The sequence below is a fragment of the Streptomyces spinosus genome (genome assembly GCF_020400655.1).
GTDB classification, from domain to species: domain Bacteria; phylum Actinomycetota; class Actinomycetes; order Streptomycetales; family Streptomycetaceae; genus Streptomyces; species Streptomyces argyrophylli.
Map to the genome: position 1 here is coordinate 48,364 of NZ_JAINRC010000031.1, position 20,486 is coordinate 68,849.

At 73.1% G+C, this 20,486-nt stretch carries 17 protein-coding genes; 5 read left to right on the plus strand and 12 right to left on the minus strand.

The features are described 5' to 3' along the window. The first annotated feature begins 515 nt into the window (after positions 1-515). Positions 516-1,013 (plus strand): MarR family winged helix-turn-helix transcriptional regulator, encoded by a 498-nt coding sequence (locus LG395_RS38535; RefSeq protein WP_171150106.1) that lies wholly within the window; start codon positions 516-518, stop codon positions 1,011-1,013. 33 nt (positions 1,014-1,046) lie between these two features. On the opposite strand, the gene LG395_RS38540 is transcribed toward LG395_RS38535, so the two are convergent. The 4 genes from LG395_RS38540 to LG395_RS38555 all read right to left on the minus strand — a co-directional run bounded on the left by LG395_RS38540 (position 1,047) and on the right by LG395_RS38555 (position 5,361). Continuing rightward, entirely contained in the window at positions 1,047-2,234 is a 1,188-nt protein-coding gene (locus tag LG395_RS38540) for a PP2C family protein-serine/threonine phosphatase (RefSeq protein ID WP_225813880.1), read from the minus strand. A 379-nt stretch (positions 2,235-2,613) separates the two neighbouring features. Continuing rightward, the gene (locus tag LG395_RS38545) at positions 2,614-3,060 is read right to left on the minus strand and encodes an anti-sigma regulatory factor (RefSeq protein ID WP_171150108.1); all 447 of its coding nucleotides are present in this window, start codon (positions 3,058-3,060) and stop codon (positions 2,614-2,616) included. Between the two features lie 103 nt (positions 3,061-3,163). After that, positions 3,164-4,051: an STAS domain-containing protein gene (locus LG395_RS38550; RefSeq protein WP_171150109.1), complete on the minus strand. Its 888-nt coding sequence runs from the start codon at positions 4,049-4,051 to the stop codon at positions 3,164-3,166. A gap of 149 nt (positions 4,052-4,200) precedes the next feature. Further along, on the minus strand, positions 4,201-5,361 hold the full coding sequence (locus LG395_RS38555) for a PP2C family protein-serine/threonine phosphatase (protein ID WP_171150110.1): 1,161 nt from the start codon (positions 5,359-5,361) through the stop codon (positions 4,201-4,203). Positions 5,362-5,508: 147 nt separating this feature from the next. On the opposite strand from LG395_RS38555, the gene LG395_RS38560 reads away from it, so the two are divergent. Then, a complete protein-coding gene (locus LG395_RS38560; protein WP_225813881.1) occupies positions 5,509-5,994 on the plus strand; it encodes a MarR family winged helix-turn-helix transcriptional regulator in 486 nt (161 codons plus the stop codon). Positions 5,995-6,330: 336 nt separating this feature from the next. Here LG395_RS38560 and LG395_RS38565 read toward each other — a convergent pair whose 3' ends face one another. From LG395_RS38565 to LG395_RS38600, 8 genes are all read right to left on the minus strand, one after another. Beyond that, positions 6,331-7,347, minus strand: coding sequence for a YihY/virulence factor BrkB family protein (locus LG395_RS38565; RefSeq protein ID WP_225813882.1), 1,017 nt, complete (start codon positions 7,345-7,347; stop codon positions 6,331-6,333). Positions 7,348-7,637: 290 nt separating this feature from the next. Further along, entirely contained in the window at positions 7,638-8,480 is an 843-nt protein-coding gene (locus LG395_RS38570; protein WP_225813883.1) for an RNA polymerase sigma factor SigF, read from the minus strand. Continuing rightward, positions 8,452-10,821, minus strand: a complete 2,370-nt coding sequence (locus LG395_RS38575; protein WP_225813884.1) for a SpoIIE family protein phosphatase — start codon at positions 10,819-10,821, stop codon at positions 8,452-8,454. Before LG395_RS38575 ends, LG395_RS38570 begins: the two co-directional genes overlap by 29 nt. A 120-nt stretch (positions 10,822-10,941) precedes the next feature. Further along, entirely contained in the window at positions 10,942-11,895 is a 954-nt protein-coding gene (locus LG395_RS38580; RefSeq protein ID WP_225813887.1) for an anti-sigma factor RsbA family regulatory protein, read from the minus strand. Beyond that, positions 11,892-12,173 (minus strand): hypothetical protein, encoded by a 282-nt coding sequence (locus LG395_RS38585; protein ID WP_225813889.1) that lies wholly within the window; start codon positions 12,171-12,173, stop codon positions 11,892-11,894. Before LG395_RS38585 ends, LG395_RS38580 begins: the two co-directional genes overlap by 4 nt. 137 nt (positions 12,174-12,310) lie before the next feature. Further along, positions 12,311-12,706 carry an STAS domain-containing protein gene (locus LG395_RS38590; protein WP_171150113.1) on the minus strand — a complete coding sequence of 132 codons (396 nt, stop codon included), beginning with the start codon at positions 12,704-12,706 and terminating at the stop codon, positions 12,311-12,313. Between the two features lie 88 nt (positions 12,707-12,794). Further along, on the minus strand, positions 12,795-13,106 hold the full coding sequence (locus LG395_RS38595; protein WP_171150114.1) for an STAS domain-containing protein: 312 nt from the start codon (positions 13,104-13,106) through the stop codon (positions 12,795-12,797). Then, complete coding sequence (locus LG395_RS38600; protein WP_372463523.1) at positions 13,106-17,278, minus strand: SpoIIE family protein phosphatase; 4,173 nt, start codon at positions 17,276-17,278, stop codon at positions 13,106-13,108. Before LG395_RS38600 ends, LG395_RS38595 begins: the two co-directional genes overlap by 1 nt. Positions 17,279-17,667: 389 nt before the next feature. Between LG395_RS38600 and LG395_RS38605 the strand changes: the two genes are divergently transcribed. The 3 genes from LG395_RS38605 to LG395_RS38615 all read left to right on the plus strand — a co-directional run bounded on the left by LG395_RS38605 (position 17,668) and on the right by LG395_RS38615 (position 20,430). Further along, positions 17,668-18,033 (plus strand): STAS domain-containing protein, encoded by a 366-nt coding sequence (locus tag LG395_RS38605; RefSeq protein ID WP_171150115.1) that lies wholly within the window; start codon positions 17,668-17,670, stop codon positions 18,031-18,033. Positions 18,034-18,257: 224 nt separating this feature from the next. After that, a complete protein-coding gene (locus LG395_RS38610) occupies positions 18,258-19,427 on the plus strand; it encodes a PP2C family protein-serine/threonine phosphatase (RefSeq protein WP_225813891.1) in 1,170 nt (389 codons plus the stop codon). A gap of 262 nt (positions 19,428-19,689) precedes the next feature. Further along, a complete protein-coding gene (locus LG395_RS38615) occupies positions 19,690-20,430 on the plus strand; it encodes a Type 1 glutamine amidotransferase-like domain-containing protein (protein WP_225813894.1) in 741 nt (246 codons plus the stop codon). Positions 20,431-20,486 lie beyond the last annotated feature (56 nt).

Consider the following 20,486-nt stretch of genomic DNA (forward strand, 5'->3'; position numbering starts at 1 on the left):
GGAAAGTCGCACCGGACCTTTGCATCCGTTTCGCCCGGATCCCGTGGACGACGTACGGGCATGTCATCGACGTTTCGGGGAAGGGGAGCCGCAGTCGTGGCCGGGGGAATGACCAAGCGTCGGGGGTGAGAGCATCCGCCTGATGGATGACGGTGACGATCGTGCGGCCGGACGGGGGGCGCTGCCGCCCCGGACGCCGGTGGCCGGGCGGGGCCGCGACGTGACCGGCCGGGTCGCCGGGCCGGTGTGCGAGGCGGTCCGGACCCTGCTTCCGGTGGTGCCGGTCCGCCCGGTCACCGGCCGCGCGGCGCGGGCCGCCCCGGCCGCCTCCCGCGTCCGGGGGCGCGGCGCTCTTGGCCGCCGCCCGAGCGGTGAGCGGGCCGCTCAGGTGTACCTGCCGGGGCGGCCGGGTGGTCCCGTGCCACGCACGCTGCTTGTCGGCAGGCCGCTCGGGTACTGCGAGAGATTATGGGTGGTGCCCGCAGCACCCGGATCCTACGGAAAGTGATGTGTTCGTGACTTCTCCCGGCGGCGCCGACGATCGCGCTGAGGGCTCGGGTGACGTGCCGAGTGCCGGCGCGCGTGAGATCGCCGATGCCGTGGAGAGTCTCGCGGACCTGTGGTCGACGGCCGCCCAGGAGGCGGCTGTACGGCTGTCCCTGCACCAGTTGCGGGCGCTCAGGGCCCTGGAGACGGCGCCGGAGGTGAACCTCACCGGACTGGCGGAACGGCTGGACATAGGGCTTCCCACCGCCAGCCGGCTGTGTGACCGGCTGGAGGCGGCCGGGATGCTGGAGCGCTCGCTGCACCCGCGCAACCGCCGTGAGGTGCAGCTGAGGCTGACGGGGCAGGGGCGCCGGGTGCTTCGGGACGTGGCCCGTCGGCGCACCCAGGCCCTGGCCGCTGTGCTGGCGCAGATGGCGCCCGCGGAGCGTGCGGCGCTGGTCCGCGGCATGAAAGCTTTCTTCTGGGCCTACGGGAAGGTGCCTCCCGGATCACCGGAGGAACCGTAGGGCCGCCCCGCCACGGCCCCCGCCCACGCTCTCTTAGGCTGTCCGGCCGGGGCGGCCGTTCCAGTCGACGCAGACGACGGCGGCGTCGGCGAGCAGGTCCTGGTGGCCCACGTGTTCCAGGAGGCCGGCGACGACCGAGCGTGCCGTCTCGTGCGGTGGCGTGCCCCGGGTAGCGCTCAGGATCTGGCGCAGGACGCTCTCGCCGAACACCTCTCCGGTCGCCGAGCGGGTGCCGTGGGCGCCGGTGCTGACGGCGACCAGGCGGTCTCCCGTTTCGACCTGGAACGTCTGCTCCTGGTAGAGGGTCTCCTCGAACATGCCGAGCGGCAGCTGGGCCTCCAGTTCGACGCGTTCGATCCTGTTGCCGCGGAGGCGGTACAGCTGGGGGGACCCGGCGTCCACGGCACGGACCCGGCCGGTGGCGAGGTCGAAGCGCAGCAGGAGGGTGGAGGCGTACGACTTGCCCCGGTACTGCGAGTAGAGGGCCTGGTCGGCGAGACACGCCTGGTCCGCGAGGGAGACCCCGGCACGGCGGGCGTTGCGCAGCGCACCGACGGCGAGGTTGGTGAGCAGGGAGGCGTCGATGCCCTGGCCCATGCCGTCGGTGACGGTGAGGGTGAGGTGGTCGGCGCTGGTGGACCAGTCGAAGTTGTCGCCGCCTATGGCGTAGGCCGGCTCCAGGTGGGCGCCGATGACGTACTCGTCGCGCATGCAGCCGGTGCCCGGGAGGAGCTGCCACTGCATTTCGGCAGCGAGGGTGAGACGGCGGGTGCGGCGCGCCAGGAGGTACAGGTCGGTGTCCCGGCCGGCCGTGGTGAGTTCGTGGCCCAGTGCGGTGGCGAATTCCCCGAGCCGCAGGACCGTACCAGGATCGGTGGAGCTGTCCGGAACGCGCACACAGAGCACGCCGAGTCGGTCACCGCGTACGGTGATGGGCAGGTGGACCAGCTCGGTGGCCGGTTCGGCGGTGACTTCGAGCACCGGTTTCTGCGCGGTGAAGGCGGTACCGGCGGGACCGTCGTGCGCGGAGACCGGTTCGCCGGTGTGCGGCAGATCGGTGACGGGTTGCAGGACGCTCAGGCCGTAGTCGGCGAGGAGGAGCGTCACGTCCCGCACGCCGAAGCGCTGCGCCAGCAGGCGACCGGCGGTGGCCACCAGGGCGTGGGGCGGAGCAGCACGCAGCTGAGCTTCCACGGACGGGACCGGTTCAGAGACGTTCACGGCTTCTCCATCCTCTCCCCTGGTGGCCTCCACGCTATCGCGTTCCGGGGCGGCTTCCGGCGGGATCGGCGCAGCGGCGGCGCAGGCGCGTGCCCACCCCTGCGGGCGGGCGCCTCGCCCTCGTCGCGCGGGAAGCCCCGGCTGGCCGCGGCGGACCGTCCGGGCGACCGGGTCCGCGCGCCGAGGCCGTCCCTCACGGACGCGGCGCCCGTCGGCGGGCGGACGGCACCGGGCGCGCCGGGACGGGCCGGGCGCCGGATCGGCGCCGTCGCACCACGGGCGCGGTGGGAGGAGCGTCCGGGCGGTACGGACCCGGGCCTTGCGGGCCGCCACGTGCCGCACCCGGGGGCCATGGTGACCGGCAGATGCCGCACTCGCCTCACCCTCTGCCCGTACGGTCGGTGGGGGCGCCGGTCAGCCAGGCGACGACCGTGACGACGGCGCCCTGGCCTGCCCGGCTGTCGACGGTGAGCTCGTCCACGAGCCGTCTGGCCCCGCCGAGGCCCAACCCGAGACCGCAGGCACTGCTGTAGCCGTCGGTCATCGCCAGGTCCACGTCGCCGATGCCGGGTCCGCTGTCGGTGAAGGCCAGCCGGATCCCCCGCCTCGGCCCGTCGGCGAGCGGGGTGATCTCGACCTGTCCCCCTCCGCCGTGGACCAGGGTGTTCCGGGCCAGCTCGCTGGCCGCGGTGACGAGCTTCGTCTGCTGCACCAGACCGAACCCGAGTCCGGCCGCGCACTGGCGTACCCGGTGGCGGACCCATGCGAGATCCGCGTCGGAGCCGATGGGCATGGTGGTCGTGGCGGCGGGGTCGGGGGCGGGCATCACACGCCGCCCGGAGGAACGAGTCGACGGCCTCGGGAGGCCGGGAGGACGGCCCGCGGTGCCGTCGGCGGGGCGGTGGGCCGTCTTCCCGGGAGGGGGGCGGTCATCGCGGTGTCGCACCGGCCGCGCGTCGGGAGACCTCGGTGCCCTGCCGGGCGAGCGCGTACTCCAGGGCGTCGGCCAGCGAGCCGCGCGTGAGGACGGCACTCAGGTCGATGCCCAGGTGCACGATCGTCTGCGCGATGGCGGGGCGGATGCCGGAGACGATGCACTCGGCCCCCATCAGCCGGACCGCGGCGACCGTCTGCATCAGGTGGTGCGCGACGAGCGAGTCGACCGTGGGGACGCCGGTGATGTCGAGGATCGCGTGGCGGGCCCGCCGCTCCACGACGGCCTGGAGCAGCGACTCCATGACGACCTGGCTGCGGGCGCTGTCCAGCGTGCCGATCAGGGGCACCGCGACGACGCCTTCCCAGAGGCTGATCACGGGGGTGGCCACCTCGAGCAGTTGCTGCCGCTGGCGGGCTATCAGCTCGTCACCGGCCAGGACGGTCGTCTCCATGATCACCACTCGCAGCGTGCCCATCAGGACGGTGAGCGCCAGCAGGGCTTCCCGTGCCTCGTGAGCGGGCAGGTCCTCGCCACGCAGCAGCTCGGCCGCCGCCGCTCGCAGGCCGGCGGCCTCGTTCGCGACCTGCGCCGGGCTGACGCCCCCGCGGGCACGCGAGGCGGCCATGCGCCCCAGTTGCTCGCGCGCCGGGTCGAATCCGGGGGCCGCGACGTCGTCCAGCCGGCCGCTCGACGCGACCTCGCGCAGCGCGTCGACCACGACCTTGCACGCCTCCACGGCCTCGTCGCGGGAGACGGTGAACACGGTGCGGAAAAGGGGCACGTCCGCCCACCGCTGGGCGATCTGTTCGCGGCGGCGCTCCAGGAAGTCTCCCAGTTCCCGCGCCGCCGGCCCTTGCGCGGCCTGCTCCGGCACCTGCATCGTCTCCCTCCGCGACGGGCCGCTGCGCCGACGCGTCGGGCACAACAGCGGCAATTATTGTCTCATGACAAGCATGGGCGCTGCGGGCGCGGTGAAACGACACAGCATCGACACATCCGGCCGGCGGACGCGACCGCCCCGGCGCGACATCAGCGCCCGTGCCAGTCCAGGCACACCACCAGGGCGTCGTCGTCCGGGACGGAGCGGCCCCGATGGCCGGTCAGCTCGCGCAGGATGGCGCGCGGCACCTCGGCGGCCGGCAGGAGGCGGGTGGAGGTGATCGCGCGGGCCAGCGCCGCGTCCCCGTACGCCTCCCCCTTGGGCGAGGCGACCGCGTGCACCCCGTCGCTGACGAAGACGAGACGGTCCCCCGGCTCGACCTGGAAGTCCTGCGCCACGTAGTCGGTCTCCTCGAACATCCCGAGCGGCAGCTGCGCGTCGAAGGCGACGCGCTCGACCGATCCGTCACGCAGCCGCAGCAACTGCGGTGAGCCCGCGTCCACGACCTTCGCCCGGCCCGTCGCGAGGTCGAAGTCGAACATGAGTACGGAGAGGTAGCAGCGCCCCTGGTAATGGGCGTACACCGCCTGATCGGCCAGGGCGGCCTGGTCGTCGATGGCGATACCGGCCCGCCGGGCGTTGCGCAGCGCGTTGATGGCCAGGTTGGTCAGCAGGGCGGCCTCTATGCCCTCCCCCATGCCGTTGGTGACGTAGAGCATGAGGCGGTCCGCGGTGGCGGACCAGTCGAAGTTGTCACCGTAGATGGCGTACGCCGGCTCCAGCTGCGCGCCGAGTTCGTACTCGGGACGGGAACACGCGCGACCGGGCAGCAGCTGCCACTGCATCTCGGCGGCCAGGGTCAGCCGGTCCTTGCGCCTGGCCCGCAGATACACGTCCGTGTCCCGTTCGGCGACCACGATCTCGTGTCCGAGCACCTCGGCGATGTCCGCGAGCTCGTCCAGCCGGCCGGGCTCGACGTCACCGTCCGGCAGGGTGACCGACAGCACACCCAGCCGGTCCCCCCGCACGGTCACCGGCAGGTGCACGCGTGCGCGGCCCTCGTGGAGCACCTCCACGAACGGCTCCTGGGCACCGAAGGCCCGGCCGGCGGCGCTGCCGTGCACCGACACCGGCTCCGCCGTGTGGGGCGCCACCGACACCGGCTGCAGGACGGTGAGTCCGTAGTCGGCCAGGTACAACTCGACGGAGCGCGCGGCGTACTCCTTGGCCAGGACACCGCGCACAGCGTCGAACAACTCGTGCGGAGCCGCCGTGCGCAAGGCGCGCTCGGCGGTCACAAATCTGTTCACGACGGTCTAAACACCTATCTTTCGACGGACACGGGCCCGGCCCGGGCGACGAGGCCACCCGGAGCCGAATCGCGCCGTTCGTCCGAACCATCTCTTGCCGCTCCCGGCACCTAGTACGCTGGCGGCCGTCCCAGTGCCTGCGAGAGTGTGACGGTGACTGTCTTCCGCCCCCGCCCCGAGCCCGCCGAAGTCGCACGCGTGACCTTGACGGCCGTGGAGTTGCTGGAAGTCCTCTGGGGGCGGGCCTCGACCGCGCCCGCCTCTCCGTCCCAGATGCGCGTCCTGCTGATGGTCGAGCACCAGGACGGCATCAACCTGCGCACCCTCGCCGACTCCCTCGCCTCCACCCCGCCGTCCACCAGCCGGCTGTGCGACCGCCTGGTGGCCGCCGGCTTCCTGGAGCGAGCGGTCAGCCCGGTCGACCGGCGCGAGGTGCGGCTGCATCTCAGCAGCCGCGGTCGCGCCTTCCTCGACGACCTGCGCGCGCGCCGGGAGCAGGAACTGCACGCCGTCCTGGAGCTGATGCCCGCCGCCAAGCGGACCGCGCTCCTGGAAGGGCTCGAGGCGTTCTGCAACACGGCGGCACTGCAGATACACGACACCGCGCCGGACGCCGGAGACCAGACGGCCTGAACACAGGGCCCAGCCACCGGCCGCCCCCGCGGTTCAGGGCTTGGATGGCCGGCACACGGAGCGACCTCCGTCCACCGGAGCATTGCGGTTTCCTTCCCCGTGCGTCACGACTCCGACACTTTGTTGCCTCACGGCCATAGTTGTCAAACGGCAACTGTCAGGTCCGTGAGTCTTCTGGTTCGGATACCCCGCCGTCACCGCCACCCGCTGTGAGCAGCGTCTCGGAGTCACCCGGGAAGAGGAATTGATCACTCCGGAAGCGGCCGGTCCCGCGCGACGCGTTCCGCCGGCGACCGTCCGAGCCGCCGCGGACGTGCGCGCGGGGGGCTCACCGCCTCACCGGGTGTCTTCGGGCGGCTGGTCGTGCCTCGGGGCGTCGGGCGGCGGTTCGAAGTGCACACGGATCTTCTGGAAGCCCTTGAACGCCTCGGTCGCCGCGTACGACCGGTAGGCGCGGCGGTCCGCCGGGCTCAGGTGCACCCGGTCCGTGAACGGGGTCAGCAGACTGCGCGGCCACAGCCGCATGATCTGCACGGCTCCCACCTCGGCGGCCGTGATGAAGATCAGCGCCCCGGCGTAGAGCCAGGCGAGCAGCCCCAGCACGATGCCGAACAGGCCGTAGGTGGCCGTGGCGCCGCGCAGCACGTGGCTCACGTAGTAGGAGCCCACCCACTGCAGTGCCTGCCAGGCGACGGCGGCGCCCAGCGCCACGCCGAGGAGCCGGCGCAGGGGCAGGGGCCGGTGCGTCAGCAGCCGGTAGCTCAACAGCAGCAGCACGGTGCTGAGGCAGACGGAGCCTGCCGTGGCGGCGATCCAGGTCGCACCCCGCAACCGCGCGCCGAGGACGCCCGTCTGCGATCCCGCCACGGACAGCAGGGTGAAGGCGCACAGTCCGAGTGCGAGGAGCAGCAGGAAGACCAGGCCCTTCAGGCGCGACCGCAGCGGATCGGGGCGGGCGTGCCTCGGCACGGCCCAGATCTTGTTGAGCGCGTACTGCGCGGCCTGGGCGACGCCGAGAGAACCGTAGAGGCTGCCGACGATGCCGACGGCCAGGGCCACGCCGTTGCCGTGGAAGGAGCGGATGTTCTCGCCGATCTGGTCACCGATGACCGGGAACTCGCTCAGGGCGGAGTCCAGGACCCGCTGCCTGAGGTGGGGGTCGTCGCTGAGGAAGGTGCTCAGGACGACGACGAGGATCAGCAGCAGCGGGAAGAGCGAGAGGAAGCCGTAATAGGTGAGGAGGGCCGCGAGGTACAACGCCTGGTCGTCGTAGAACTTGTACAGGACGGCGAGCGGCTCGCCCACCCAGCGGTGCCGTCTCTGGTAGTCGTCCAGGCGTGTGAGAACTCTCATGGTTCACCCCCGGTGAAGGACGCTCGGCCGCACGGGGAGCAGGCACCGGAGGGTCGGCGCCCTGGGCGACGGATCCGCGCACCGCACGCCATCAGAAGTCTCCGCCCACGGCGTTCCGAAACGGGGGGCCGGGGTCCTCCACGCGTGAGGAGTGAGGGGCCGTGACCGGCAGTGCGGGCCGGCCTTGGTGCCGCTGGCTGCCCGCGGTGCGTGGCAGACCCCGTGTCACAGCGCCGCGGCGCGCCGCCGACGCCGGACCCGGTGAGGGCCCGGCGTCAGCTGCCCTGGGGTCAGGTGGTGCTCAGCAGGCCTTCGCGCAGCCGGGTCAGCAGACGCGTGATCAGGCGCGAGACGTGCATCTGCGACACGCCGAGCCGTTCGCCGATCTGGGCCTGGGTCAGTTCCTCGACGAAGCGCCAGTGAATGATCTTGCGGTCGCGTTCGTCGAGCTCGGCGATCATGGGAGCGAGGGCGTGGAAGTCCTCGACCAGGCCGAGGGCCGCGTCCTCGTCACCGATGAAGTCCGCCAGCGCGGCCTCGCCCTCCTCGCTGCCGCTGATCGCGGCGTCCAGGGAGGCCGACCTGTAGCCGTTGGAGGCGAGCTGGGCCTCGACGACCTCGTTCTCCGGGAGGCACATCAGCTCGGACAGTTCCTTGACCGTCGGCGTGCGGCCCAGCCGGCTGCGCAGCTCCTCGTTGGCGCGGGCGAGCTGGACGCGGGCCTCCTGGAGCCGGCGCGGGACGTGCACCGCCCAGGACGTGTCACGGAAGAACCGCTTGATCTCGCCGACGATGTAGGGGACGGCGAAGGAGGTGAACTCGACCTCGCGGGACAGCTCGAACCGGTCGATCGCCTTGATCAGGCCGATCATGCCGACCTGGACGATGTCCTCCATCTCCTCCTGCCCGCGGCTGCGGAACCGGGCCGCGGCGAAGCGCACGAGGGACATGTTCATCTCGATCAGCGTGTTGCGGGCGTAGCTGTACTCGGGCGTGCCCTCCTCCAGCACCGCCAGCTGGTCGAAGAACAGCTTCGACAGCTCCCGCGCGTCCTTGGGCGCCACCTTGGACGGGTCCGCGATCTCCGGCACGGTCGGCGTCTGCTCATCGGTCCGCACGGTCGTCGTCGCCACGGTCGCGCCCCTCCCAGTTGATCGGTTTCTCGTGTTCGCCGGTCCGTCGGCCGACAGGCGAGCGTCTACCCCGGCTGCAGGCAGGCATGCCTGAGGTGTCCCGGCTTCCTGCGACGCCGCCGGCACCGGCACCCCGCGTCGGTTCCACGGCGGTGATGACCAGGGCCGCCTGGTCGTCCTCCACGTCCCGGCCGCCGCCCAGGAAGCCGCGGACGTCCTCGGCGATCGTCCGCAGGATCTCCGCGGCGGCCGGCCGGGGCGGAGCGGACGCCAGCGCTTCGGCCAGTCGGGTGTCACCGTACTGGCCCGTTCCGGCGGCCCGGCACTCGGTGATGCCGTCGGTGTACAGCAGCAGGCTCTCGGCGGGGCGGAGGGTGAAGCGGTGGCCGGTGAGCCTGGGCGGGATGCCGATGCCGAGCAGTCCGCCGGGCGCCTCGACCGCTGCGACCGTGTGCTCCGCGTCCAGCAGCAGGGGCACCGTGTGGCCGGCCCTGACGAGGTGGACGGTGAGTCCGTCGGCAGCCGGTGCGAGGTGGCCGTAGACGAGGGTGACGAAGCCGTTGTTCTGGTGGGCATTGCGGTCGTTGAGGGCCTTGTCGACGGCCTTGACGATGTCGACGGGGTCGTCGAGCAGCGGGGCGACGGCGCGTGCGGTGTGGCGGACGAGAGCGGTCGTGGTGGCGGCCTTGGCACCGCGCCCGCAGACGTCGCCGAGGATGAAGGCCCAGCTGCCGTCGTCCCGGCGGAAGACGTCGTAGAAGTCGCCTCCGATCTCCAGCCCCTCGCCGGCCGGGTGGTAGAAGACGGCCAGCTCGGCGCCGGGGATGTCGGGCAGGTCGGGCAGCAGCAGACCGCTCTGCAGGTCGCGGGCGATGGCGGCGCGCTGCGCGTACTGGCGGGCGTTGCGGGCGGCCGTGGCGGCGCGGCGGGCCAGCTCCTCCGCCAGGGCGATCCGGTGTCCGTCGAAGCAGTGCTCCCCGGTGGACAGCAGGGTCAGGGTGCCGAAGGGCCGTCCGCGGTCCACGAGGGGCACGCAGACGTAGCCGGTGACGCCCAGCTCCTGCCAGGGGCCGGGTCCGGTGGGGGTACGGCGGGCCACTTCGGTCAGCCCGGACGCCAGGACCCGGTCGACCGCCTCGTCCCCGCCGCGGGCGGGCGTGTGCGTCTGGAGGAGGTCGCGCGCCTGCTCGGTCGGGGCGGCGGCCGCCACCCGCCGCACGCGTCCGGCCTCCACGACGTCGACCGCGGCCAGGGGGGCCAGGGCCGGGCCGGCCAGGGCGGCCAGGCACTCCAGCGTCTGCCTCTCGTCCAGCCGGCCGGCCAGGGCGGTGCTGGCGGTCAGGAGGAAGGCGAGGTCGTCGCGGGCCGCCTTCTCCCTGGCGTCGGCCGCCAGCCGGGCCTGTTCGGCGTGGTGGCGCTCGATGGCGAGGGCCGCGGTGTCGGCGAAGACGCGGGCCAGCGCGAGGTCGCTGTCCTGGGGGGCGCGCGGGGTGCGGTGGTACATCGCGAACGTGCCCAGCAGCCGGCCGTCACGGGCGAGGATCGGCGTCGACCAGCAGGCGGCGAGTCCGGCGCGGTCGGCGAGGTCGCGGAAGTCGTCCCACAGGGGATCGGTGGCGATGTCGTTGACGACGACGGTCCGCCGCCGGTGGGCGGCGGTGCCGCAGGAGCCCACGCCTTCGCCCGTGGCGATGCCGTCGATGGCCTGGTTGTAGAAGCCGGGCAGGCTGGGGCCCGCGCCGTGCCGCAGGTGCCTGCCGTCGTCGTCGGCCAGCAGGACGGAGACGATCACGTCGGGTGACAGCTCCTCGATCGTCCGGCACATGCCGTCCAGCACCTCGGGCAGCGGGGCGTGCCGGGCGATCTGCTCCAGCAGCGCGCGCTGCTCGGCGGCGAGCCGCCGGGCGTGCTTGACCTGCGTGGTCTCCACGCCGATCATCCGCACGCCGACGACGTTGCCGCCGGCGTCGCGGCGGGCCTCGTAGGTGAAGTCGAAGTACGCCTCACGGGCGTCCGCCCCGGTTCCGATGACGACGCGCGCGTCACGGCCGACGTGCCGCTCCCCCGACCGGTACACCTGGTCCAGGAGCGCGATGAATCCCTGGTCGCCCAGTTCGGGCATGAGGTCGGCCAGCGGTACGCCGGTGCGTTCCCGCCGGCCGCCCCCGACCGCCGCGTAGAACGCCGGGTTCGCCGCCTCCAGTACGTGCGCGGGCCCCGCCATCGACGCGAACAGCGCGGTCGACGTCCCGAACAGCAGTGACAGGTCCTCGTCCGTGTCGCGCGCCGCTGCGGAGCGGCTGCTGCCGCCCGTCGACCGCCGCTCACGTTCGGCCGTCACCTCGCCCCCCTCACCGGCCGCCTTGTGGCAGCCATCATGTCGTTCGGCATCGGTCCATGCCTCACCCAGGGTCTTGTGCACCGGGACGCCCGGTGCATGCCTGCCGGCAGGACGCCGCGCTCAGCCCAGCGCCAGGTGCAGGCGTACGACCAGCCCCGTCGGCGGCGTCCGGATCTCCACCAGGTCGCACAGATGGTGCATCATCCACATGCCCCGGCCGCCGGCCGGGGAGAGCGGGTCGGGACGGCGCCGGCCGACCAGGGGATCGTGGAGCCGGCCGCGGTCCCGTGTCTCGGCGATCAGGGTGTCGTCCGCACACCACAGCCGCAGGGTGCCGTGCCCTCCGCCGTGCCGCACCGAGTTGGCGGTGGCCTCGTTGACGGCGAGCAGCCAGTCGGTGCGGCGGCGCGCCGGCAGGCCCCGCGCCGCCGCCCAGTCGGCGGCGACGTCCCGGACCTTCGCGAGGTCACCCTCCGCGAAGTGCAGGACGACGGGGTCCACCGGTTCGGGCAGCGGCTCGTCGCAGTCGCGGCACACCGCGTGTGCGGGCGCGTAGGCCGGGCTGTCCCGGTGGCCCCCCGGATCACCGACGACGGGATGGGTCCGGTGTGCCTGCGCCAGGACCCGCTTCGGCAGGGCGGTGTCGTAGGGGCACAGGATCGTGGCGTCCCGGCCGGCGAAGGCCAGGTTGATCAGTGCCTCGTGGCGCGTGGCCTCGCGTGCCTCCGCGGGAGTGCGGCCGACCCAGATGGGTTCGCTGACGATGGACGGACGCCGGTCAGCGTGCTGGTCGGCGAACTCCTGGAGCATCGACAGGATCCGCCCCGGATTGCGTCCGCTGTGCCGCATGTCGGCCCAGCTGACGCCCTCGTGCGCGGTGCCGACGGTGTCCCGCAGCAGGCGCAGGCGTGCGCCGGGCACGGCGATCAGCAGAGGGCGGCCGCACGCCGCCTCGGCGCGCACGAAGTCGCCCACGCCCTTCAGGTAGTCCTCCTCCGTGGTGTAGAAGAAGGCGGGGTGGCGGACCGTCCCGGTGTGGCCGGTGGTCACCGGCGGTCGTGTGTGCGTCGTCACCGCCGGGCCTCCTCAAGGCCGGCACCGGGCTCACCGGGTACGTGCCGGGGGCTCCGGGACACCTCGCCGGTCACCCGCTCGCCGCGTTCGGCGAGCGTCCGCGTCATGTGACCGGGATCGGTCGCGTCGGCGAAGTGCCGCATCTGCTCGCCCCCGTCGATCCCGGTCCGCACGGAGGCCACCGGACGACCGGCCCGTGCCTCGTCGGTGGAGGACTGCACCGCCACGTGCCGTGCGGCCGCGGACTCGCCGCGCGCCTGAGCGGGTATGCCGTGCATCAGACCACCGTTTTCCTCCCTCGTGCGGCGGGACCCCGTAGTGTGCGCAGGTGACAAGCTACCGCAGGGGGCACGCGGCCCGGGAAACCGGACCCCGTCCGCGGACCGTCCCGCGGCCTTGCCATGGCACCGCGGGCTCAGCCGGACGCGCCGGCGCCGTCGGGCGCGGCGTCGACGGGTCCCCCGGCCAGCGCGTCGGCCACCGTGGGGTGGACGGGCAGCAGCTGCGCGATGCCCGTCATGGTCACCATGCGCGTGAGGCGGTCGGGGACGTCGGCGAGACGGAGTGAGCCGCCTGCCTCCCGTGTCGTGTGCAGGACGGAGATGAAGGTGCTCAGCCCCGTCGAGTCGACGAAGTCCACGCGCGCCAGATCCAGGACGAGGTGCGGCACGCCCTGTGCCACGAGGTCCATGGCGTGCGCGCGCAGGGCCGGCGCCGTGTGCAGGTCCACGTCTCCGGCGACGGCGACGACGGCGGTGCTGTCGCTGATGTGCTGGACGGTCATGTCGAGGGTCTCGGACACGTCGGTCATCACTCCTGGCCGGGTTTCGGGCACTGCGGTGGGGTGCGCTGGGCGGTGACGTCGCGGGACAGGGCGTGGTTCGCCGTGTGCCGGGTGGTCATGGCCGCGGGGCGTCGTCGGTTCCGCGCCCGCGTACGGTGACCAGGTCGGCGAGGCCCGAGACGGTGAGAACGGGCTCCAGCAGTGGGCTGATGACGAGTTCCAGCCGCTCGGCGTGGGCGAAGAGCACGCTCAGCCCGGCGCTGTCGAGGTACTCCACCCCGGTCAGGTCCACGACGAGAGGGCCCGATCCCGCCTCCAGGGCGTCGGCGAGGGAGCCGGCGTTGCTCATGTCGATCTCTCCGCTGACGGTGAGACGGGGGGTGCCGTCCGGGCGTCGGCCGGGGGTGAGCGTGAGCGCGGTGGTCATCAGGCGATCCTCATCTGCATGTCGACGGTGGTGCCGGACGGGCCGGGAGTGATGGTGACCTGCTGCATCATGGCCCGCATCAGGCTCACGCCCCGGCCGCGGTGGGCGTTGAGCTCCGGCTGCGGCACCTTCCACCGGCCGCTGTCGGCGACGGTCAGGCGCAGGTTGTCCACGAAGGCTTCGGCGCGTAGCCGCACGACTTCGCCCGGTGTGTGCCGGTGACCGTGCTCGATCGCGTTGGCGCACGCCTCACCCGCGGCGACGAGGACGTTCTGCACGGTGTTCGCGGGCAGGTCGCACTGGGCGAGCCAGGTACGCAACGCCTTGCGGACGGGCGCGAGCTGGGACGACTCGGCCGGGAAGGACAGCTCCAGCGGCGCCGGATGGCGGTAGAGCAGCAGCGCCACGTCGTCGTCGTAGCCGCCGACCGGGGCGAGCCGGGCCATGACCTCGGTGGCGAGGTCGTCGACGGGCACGTCGCGGCCCCGCTGCACGGCCTGGCTCGCCTCGTCGATGCCCGCGCTGAGCGGCCGCCGGCGGCGTTCGACCAGCCCGTCGGTGTAGAGGAGCAGCGTGGCCCGCGCGGGCAGGGTGCACCGGGCCTCCGGGCGCTGCCTGCCCGGCCGGACGGCGAGGGGCAGGGAACGGCCCTCGTCCAGCAGCCGGGTGGTGCCGTCGGGGTGCGCGAGGATGCCCGGGGGGTGCCCGGCGCTGGAGTAGGTCAGGTCGCCGGTGCCGGGATCGAGGACACCACAGAAGACGGTGGTGCACAGCGCGCCGGGGACGCTCGCGGCGAACTGGTCGAGCGCCATCAGTGTCCGGGACGGGCTGGGCTCCCGCAGCAGCAGGGCGCGGCAGGCGCTGCGCAGCTGCCCCATGACGCTGGCCGCCTCCAGGCCTCGTCCGACGCAGTCGCCCACGACGATGCCGATCCGCCCGTCGGGCAGGGCGACGGTGTCGTACCAGTCGCCTCCCACCTCCAGTGGGCGGGTCGCGGGTTCGTAGCGCACGGCGAAGCCGTCGGGGAGCCGGGCCGGACCCAGTATGGCGCGCTGCAGCGCGATGGCGGTCTCGCGCTGCTGGTCGATCTGGTGGGCCCGTACCAGGCCCTGCGCGAGGTGCCCGGCCAGCAGGGAGAGCAGGAGCCGGTCCTCGGAGGTGAAGGGCCGGTTCTCGCCCAGGTCGATCCAGACGGCCAGCGGTCCGTGGGGGTGTTCGAGCAGGACTCCGGCGCCGGTGTCCGCGGCGACCGGGGTGAGCGGTGGCCGGCTGCACAGTGCGGCGACCTCCTCCCGGCGCTCGGCGGGCAGGTCCTCCCACCGCAGGTCCGCGTCCGTGGCGGTCAGGGTGGGTACGTCACCACGCCCGAAGACGGCGGCGACCACGCTCCGCGCGCGCCACAGCCTTCTCAGTTCGGCGAGGGCGCCCGAGAGTGCTTCGGGCAGGCTGGCGGCCCTGGACAGGGACGTGCTCAGCGCGGCCAGTGCCGTCTCGCGCTGGACGGCGTAGTGCTCGGCGGTGACGTCACGGAAGGTGCCGACGGTGACGCTGCGCCCGGTGTCGGGGTCCTCGGCCTTGTTGTGGGTGACGGCCACCCACACGCGGTGACCGTCGCGGTGCGTGACCGGGACGGTGTAGGAGCCCTGGGGGTGTTCCAGCAGGGCGGTGAAGGCGTCGCCCGCCTGCCGGTGCGCCTCGGGGTCGGTGACCGCGTCCGGCCACCACGGGTGGACCGGCGCGTACGGCAGGTCCTCGGGACCGTAGCCGAGGATGTCGGTGAACGCCGTGTTGATCTCGACGACGGCTCCGGACTCGTCGCAGACGAAGAACGCCTCCTGGAGGGAGTCGATGAGCGCCGCCCGCCAGCGGACGTGATGGCTGCGCAGCCGGGACAGTTCGATGTTCGCGCGCACGCGCGCCAGGAGCTCGGCAGCGGCGAAGGGCTTGACCAGGTAGTCGTCGGCGCCCGCCCGCAGGCCCTCGATCGACGCCTCCTGTCCGGCCCTCGCCGACAGCAGGAGAACGGGTACCGAGGCCGTACGTGTGTCGGCGCGCAGCCGCGCCACCAGCTCCAGTCCGTCCAGCCGGGGCATCATCACGTCGCTGACGACGAGGTCGGGGGTGTCGCGGCGGACGGAGTGGAGGGCTTCCGCGCCGTCGGTGACCGTGGTGACCTGGTATCCCGCCCCGGACAGGATGCGTGTGAGGTACTCGCGCATGTCGGCGTTGTCGTCGGCCACCAGCACGCGGGCGGTCGCGGCGGCCACCGGGCCGGAGGCGGTGGGGTTCGGCTCGGCCGGCATCGCCAGGTCGTCGGCCCCGGTGCCGGCGGCAGTGCCCGGAAGCCAGCGCAGGGCCTCCTGGACGTAGGGGTCGGCGGTGGCGGACGCCGCCGTGGCGCCCGCTTCGGGCACCACGGAGTCGGCAGGCAGGTGGGCCGTCCCGAACGGTATCCGGATGGTGAACGCGGTGCCCTTGCCCTCGGTGCTCTCGGCGGTGATGGTGCCGCCGTGCAGACCGACGAGTTCCTGTACCAGGGCCAGACCGATGCCGCTGCCCTCGTTCGACCGGGAGCGTGCGTTCTCGATGCGGTGGAAGCGTTCGAAGAGCCGGGGCATCTCCGCCTCGGGCACGCCGATCCCGGTGTCCGCGACGGTGACCACCGCGTGCCGGCCGGCCCCGCGGACGCCGACGCGGACCGTACCGTCGAACGTGAACTTCAGGGCGTTGCTGAGCAGGTTGAGGACCACCTTCTCCCACATGCCGCGGTCGACGTACACGGGTTCGTCCAGGGCCGCGCAGTCCACGTCGAACGCGAGTCCGGCCTTCTCCACGGCCGAGCGGAAGACGCTGGCCAGCTCCGCGGTGACCACGGCGAGGTCGACCGGCTCGTAGCGGGCCTGCATGCGGCCCGCCTCGATGCGCGAGAAGTCCAGCAGCGTGTTGACCAGCTTGCCCAGCCGCAGCCCGTTGCGGTGGATGACGTCGAGCTCCTGGCGTACGTGGTCGTCCGCGCCGGCGAGCCGCGTCCGGAGGTCCTCGACGGGTCCCATGATCAAGGTCAGCGGGGTGCGGAACTCGTGGCTGATGTTCGAGAAGAAGGTGGTCTTGGCCCGGTCGAGTTCGGCGAGCTCCTCCGCCCGCCGCTGCTGGGCCTGGTAGCTGCGGGCGCTGCCGATGCCGGAGGCGATGTGTCCGGCCGTCAGCTCGACGAAGCCCCGGTAGCCCTCGTCCGGCACGCGGTAGCGGTTGAGACCGGCCACCAGGAAACCGTACGGTGCGCTGCCCTGTTGCAGGAGCGGGACCACGAGCGCCTGTACGGGTGGCTGGGGCCAGTCGCCGCAGGGCAGGCCGGCGAAGCCGTCGCCGGTGAGTGGCACCAGCGCCGTCTCGCCCCTGGCCAGCGCCGCGGCGGGCCACACGGCGTCGGGGTCGGCCACGCGGAGGGCGGCCGGTGCGGCCGGGTGCCCGGCCGGGACCCCGGTCCTGCCGGACAGCCGGGCGGTGTCGCCGTCGAACAGGTAGGTGAGGGTGAAGGGCAGGTCCTTGCGGTTGCGGTTCAGCTGCCGGTCGGCGAAGGCCAGCACCTCCTGCTCGGTGCGGATCACGCTGGGGTCCGAGCCCAGGTCCCGCAGCGTGGCCATCCGCCGCTCGCCGATCACCCGCTCGGTGTCCTCGCTGACCACGCAGAGCATGCCCACGACGGCACCGGAGTCGTCCCGCAGCGGGCTGTAGGAGAAGGTGTGGTAGGTCTCCTCGCTGTATCCGGAGCGTTCCAGGAAGAGCAGCAGTCCCTCGTCCCAGGTGGCCGTCCCGGTACGGAGCACGGCCTCGATGCGCGGGCCGATGTCGTCCCAGATCTCCGCCCACACCTCGTTCGCGGGCCGTCCCAGCGCCCACGGGTACTTGCGGCCGAGCGTGTCACGCCGGTAGGCGGCGTTGCAGAAGAACGTCAGCTGCTCACCCCAGGCCATCCACATGGGGAACCGGGAGGAGAGCAGGATGCTGACGGCCGTTCGCAGGCTCTGCGGCCACTCCCGCGGCGGGCCGAGGGGCGTGGCCGCCCAGTCCACCTCGGCGAGATCCCCGCCCACCTCACGGTCGGCGGCGAACACGTCGCCGTCGGCGGCCGCCGGCCGCGGTCCGTGTCCAGCCGTGTGCGAACCCTCCACGCGACACCCGTCCCCTCATGCCCGGCCCGCCCCTGCGGCCGTTTCCCTGCCGATCGCACGCCTCATGCCTGACCGCGTGCCCATGTCCCTGACTGCCCCGGAACCGGCGCCCGACGCCCACGGGCGCCCACTGCCTCTCGCACGAGTGACGGCTCCTGCGGTCCGGACGCCGGCGCCCCGGACACCACGAACGCGTGATTCATACGGGACGCAGGTGATTCCACGGACGAGCAGTTGCGGCTCATAGCATAATGGGGCGGCGGGAAAGCCTGTGCGGATGGCGCGGGGCGACCGGGTACCCGCGCGGTGAGCGTGCTCCTCCGACGACCGACCACTGCCGAACGGCATCCGCTGCCTCGCCGTAGGTGACCCGCCGCACAGGAGATCTGGTGAACGAGACAGGAAGCACCCTCGCCATCGCCACGCAGGCCTGGCCGACGGGGCCGGTGGTGCTGCGGGTGGCCGGGGAGCTGGACCACCACACGGGCCCCCGCCTCCGGCAGACCGTCGAAGAGGTGCTGCGCGGTCCCGGCACGGGAATCGTCGCCGACCTCTCGGAACTGGAGTACTGCGACTCCACGGGAGTCACCGTGCTGATCACGGCCTGCCGGCGCGCCGAGGCCCTGGGCTCCTCCTTCTCGGTGGCGCGGCTCAGCCCTGCCATGACCCAGCTCTTCCGCGTGGTGGGCCTCGACCAGATGTTCACGTTGCACTCCAGCGTCGAGGAGGCCGTGGAGGCCCTGAACGAGGGCTGACACGGTCACCCGTCCCACGTCCGCCGCCGGGGGGTGATCGCCGTGCGGGCGGGGCCGTGGCGTCCCGGACCTCCCGCCGCACGGCAGACCGCTCCCGCCGACCGGGCTCCTCCCGGCCCCACGGCGCCGCCAGACCGTGCGTCCGTACCGCCGGGGCGGTACGGACGCACGGGTGCACTCGGCGCGACCGGGGGAACACGTGCGACATCGGATGGGAGGTTGCCGTGGGTGAGGGAGACCTGGAGCTGGGTGAGCTTCTGGCCGCGGCGGAGGCCGCGCCGCCCGGGGAGTCCGTCGGTGTGATCGCGGACGACCTGCGCAAGCGCTTCAGGGCCGAGCGCGTGTCGTTCCTGTTCGCCGACCTCCTGGGGCAGCGGCTGCTGCGCCTGGCCGTGTCGGCCGAGGGCGGCGCGCCGGACCGTGCCGAGCGGATCGACTTGCAGGGCAGCGTGTACGACACGGTCCTGCGCAGCCAGCGCCAGCACGTGGAACCGGACGGCCCGGGCCGGCGGCGCGTGATCTCGCCGGTGACCAACCGCGGCGACTGCATCGGTGTGCTGGAGGTGACGCTTCCGTACGCCGACGGCGGGGTACTCGCACAGGTCGCGGACGCGGCCCACGCCCTGGCCTACGTCATCGTCACGGACCGCCGCTTCACCGACCTGTACCACGTGGGCCGGCGGACCACCCGCACCAGCCTCGCCGCCGAGATCCAGCACCAGCTGCTTCCCTCGGCCTCCTGCTGCGAGGCCCCCCAGTTCACCCTCGCCGCCGGCCTGGTCCCGGCCGACGACATCGGCGGCGACACCTACGACTACACGCTCGACCGCGACACGCTGCACCTGTCCATCACCGACGCCATGGGCCACGACACGGAGTCCGCCCTGCTGGCCACGTTGCTCATGGGTGCCCTGCGCGGTGCCCGGCGCAGTGGCTGTGACGCGCTCCAGCAGGCCCACCGTGCCCACGAGGCCCTGCTGAACCACAAGCGCGGGCTGGCCACCGGCCAACTGCTGTGCGTACGCCTCGAGACGGGCGTGTGCGAGCTGGTCAACGCGGGACACCCCTGGCCGCTGCGCCTGCGGAAGGGCGCTGCGGAGGCCGAGGAGGTCACGCTCGCCGTCAACCTGCCGTTCGGCGTGGCCGCGCCCACCTCCTACCGGCTCCAGGAGCTGCGGTTGTGCCCCGGCGACCGTCTGGTCCTGCTCACCGACGGCATGCAGGACCGCGGGGCCGCGGCCGCCGACCTGGCCTCGCTCGTGCGTGACACGCGCGACTGCCATCCCAGGGAGGCCGTACGCGCCCTGACGAGTGCGGTGTGGGACGTCTGCGAGGGCAACCTCAAGGACGACGCCACCGTGGTCATCCTGGACTGGCACGGTCCCCGAGGATGACCGGCCTCGCCGGTCCGGCCCGGCGACGAGGCGCGCCCGTCCCGCCGGATCGAGCCGCCCGTCGCGCGGCCGAGCGTCGGCTCGGAGCACGTGACCGTTCACACCGCCCCTCGGAAGCTCCGCGACTCGCGGGAGGCCGGGACTCGGCACCGCCGTTCCCGCGGTCGACGCCGACGAGACACACGAAGTGCGGGGCGCCGGGAGGACGTTCGTCCTCCGGGGCCGGGACACCGGCGCCGCTCCCGGCGCTACGATCACGCGTGTGACCGCAGCGGAACCGACCATCCTCGCCACGTCCGGAGGGCACCGTGCCGGTACGCGCACCCGGCTGCTCTTCGACGCACTCGTCCACCACGCGGTCGACCTCTCCGGGGTGCACGGCAGACGCCCCCGCGTCCTGTACGTCGGCACGGCGACGGGTGACGCCGAGCACGTGACGGCGCGGGTGACGGAGGCGGCCCGGGTGGCGGGGTACGACCTCACTCCCCTGCAACTGTTCCCGATGCCGAACGTCGAGGACGTCGAGGACACGGTCCTCGCGCACGACGTCGTGTGGGTGATGGGCGGTTCGGTGGCCAACCTGCTCGCCGTGTGGCGGGTGCACGGCCTGGACGCGGTCATGCGGCGCGCGTGGGCGGCGGGCGTGGTGCTCGCCGGCGTCAGCGCGGGTTCCATCTGCTGGTTCGAGGGCGGCGCGACGGACTCCTTCGGCCCCGGGCTGCGCCCGGTCACCGACGGGCTGGGCCTGCTGCCGTACGGCAACGGCGTGCACTACGACTCCGACGCGGGGAGGCGCCCGCTGATCCACCGGCTGGTCGCCGAGGGCGCCTTCCGCACGGCCCACTGCACCGACGACGGGGTCGGTCTGGTCTACCGGGGCACCGAGCTGGTCGAGGCCGTGGCGGAACTGCCGGGCAGGGGAGCCTACGTGGTCGGCCGCTCCGGCGCCGGGACGGTGGAGGAGCGCATCGAGCCGCGGCTGCTGCCCGCGCCCCGGTTCTGAGCGGCCGTTCCCGCCGGTACGGGACGTCCGCGCGGGGACCGCTCCTCACCCGTGTG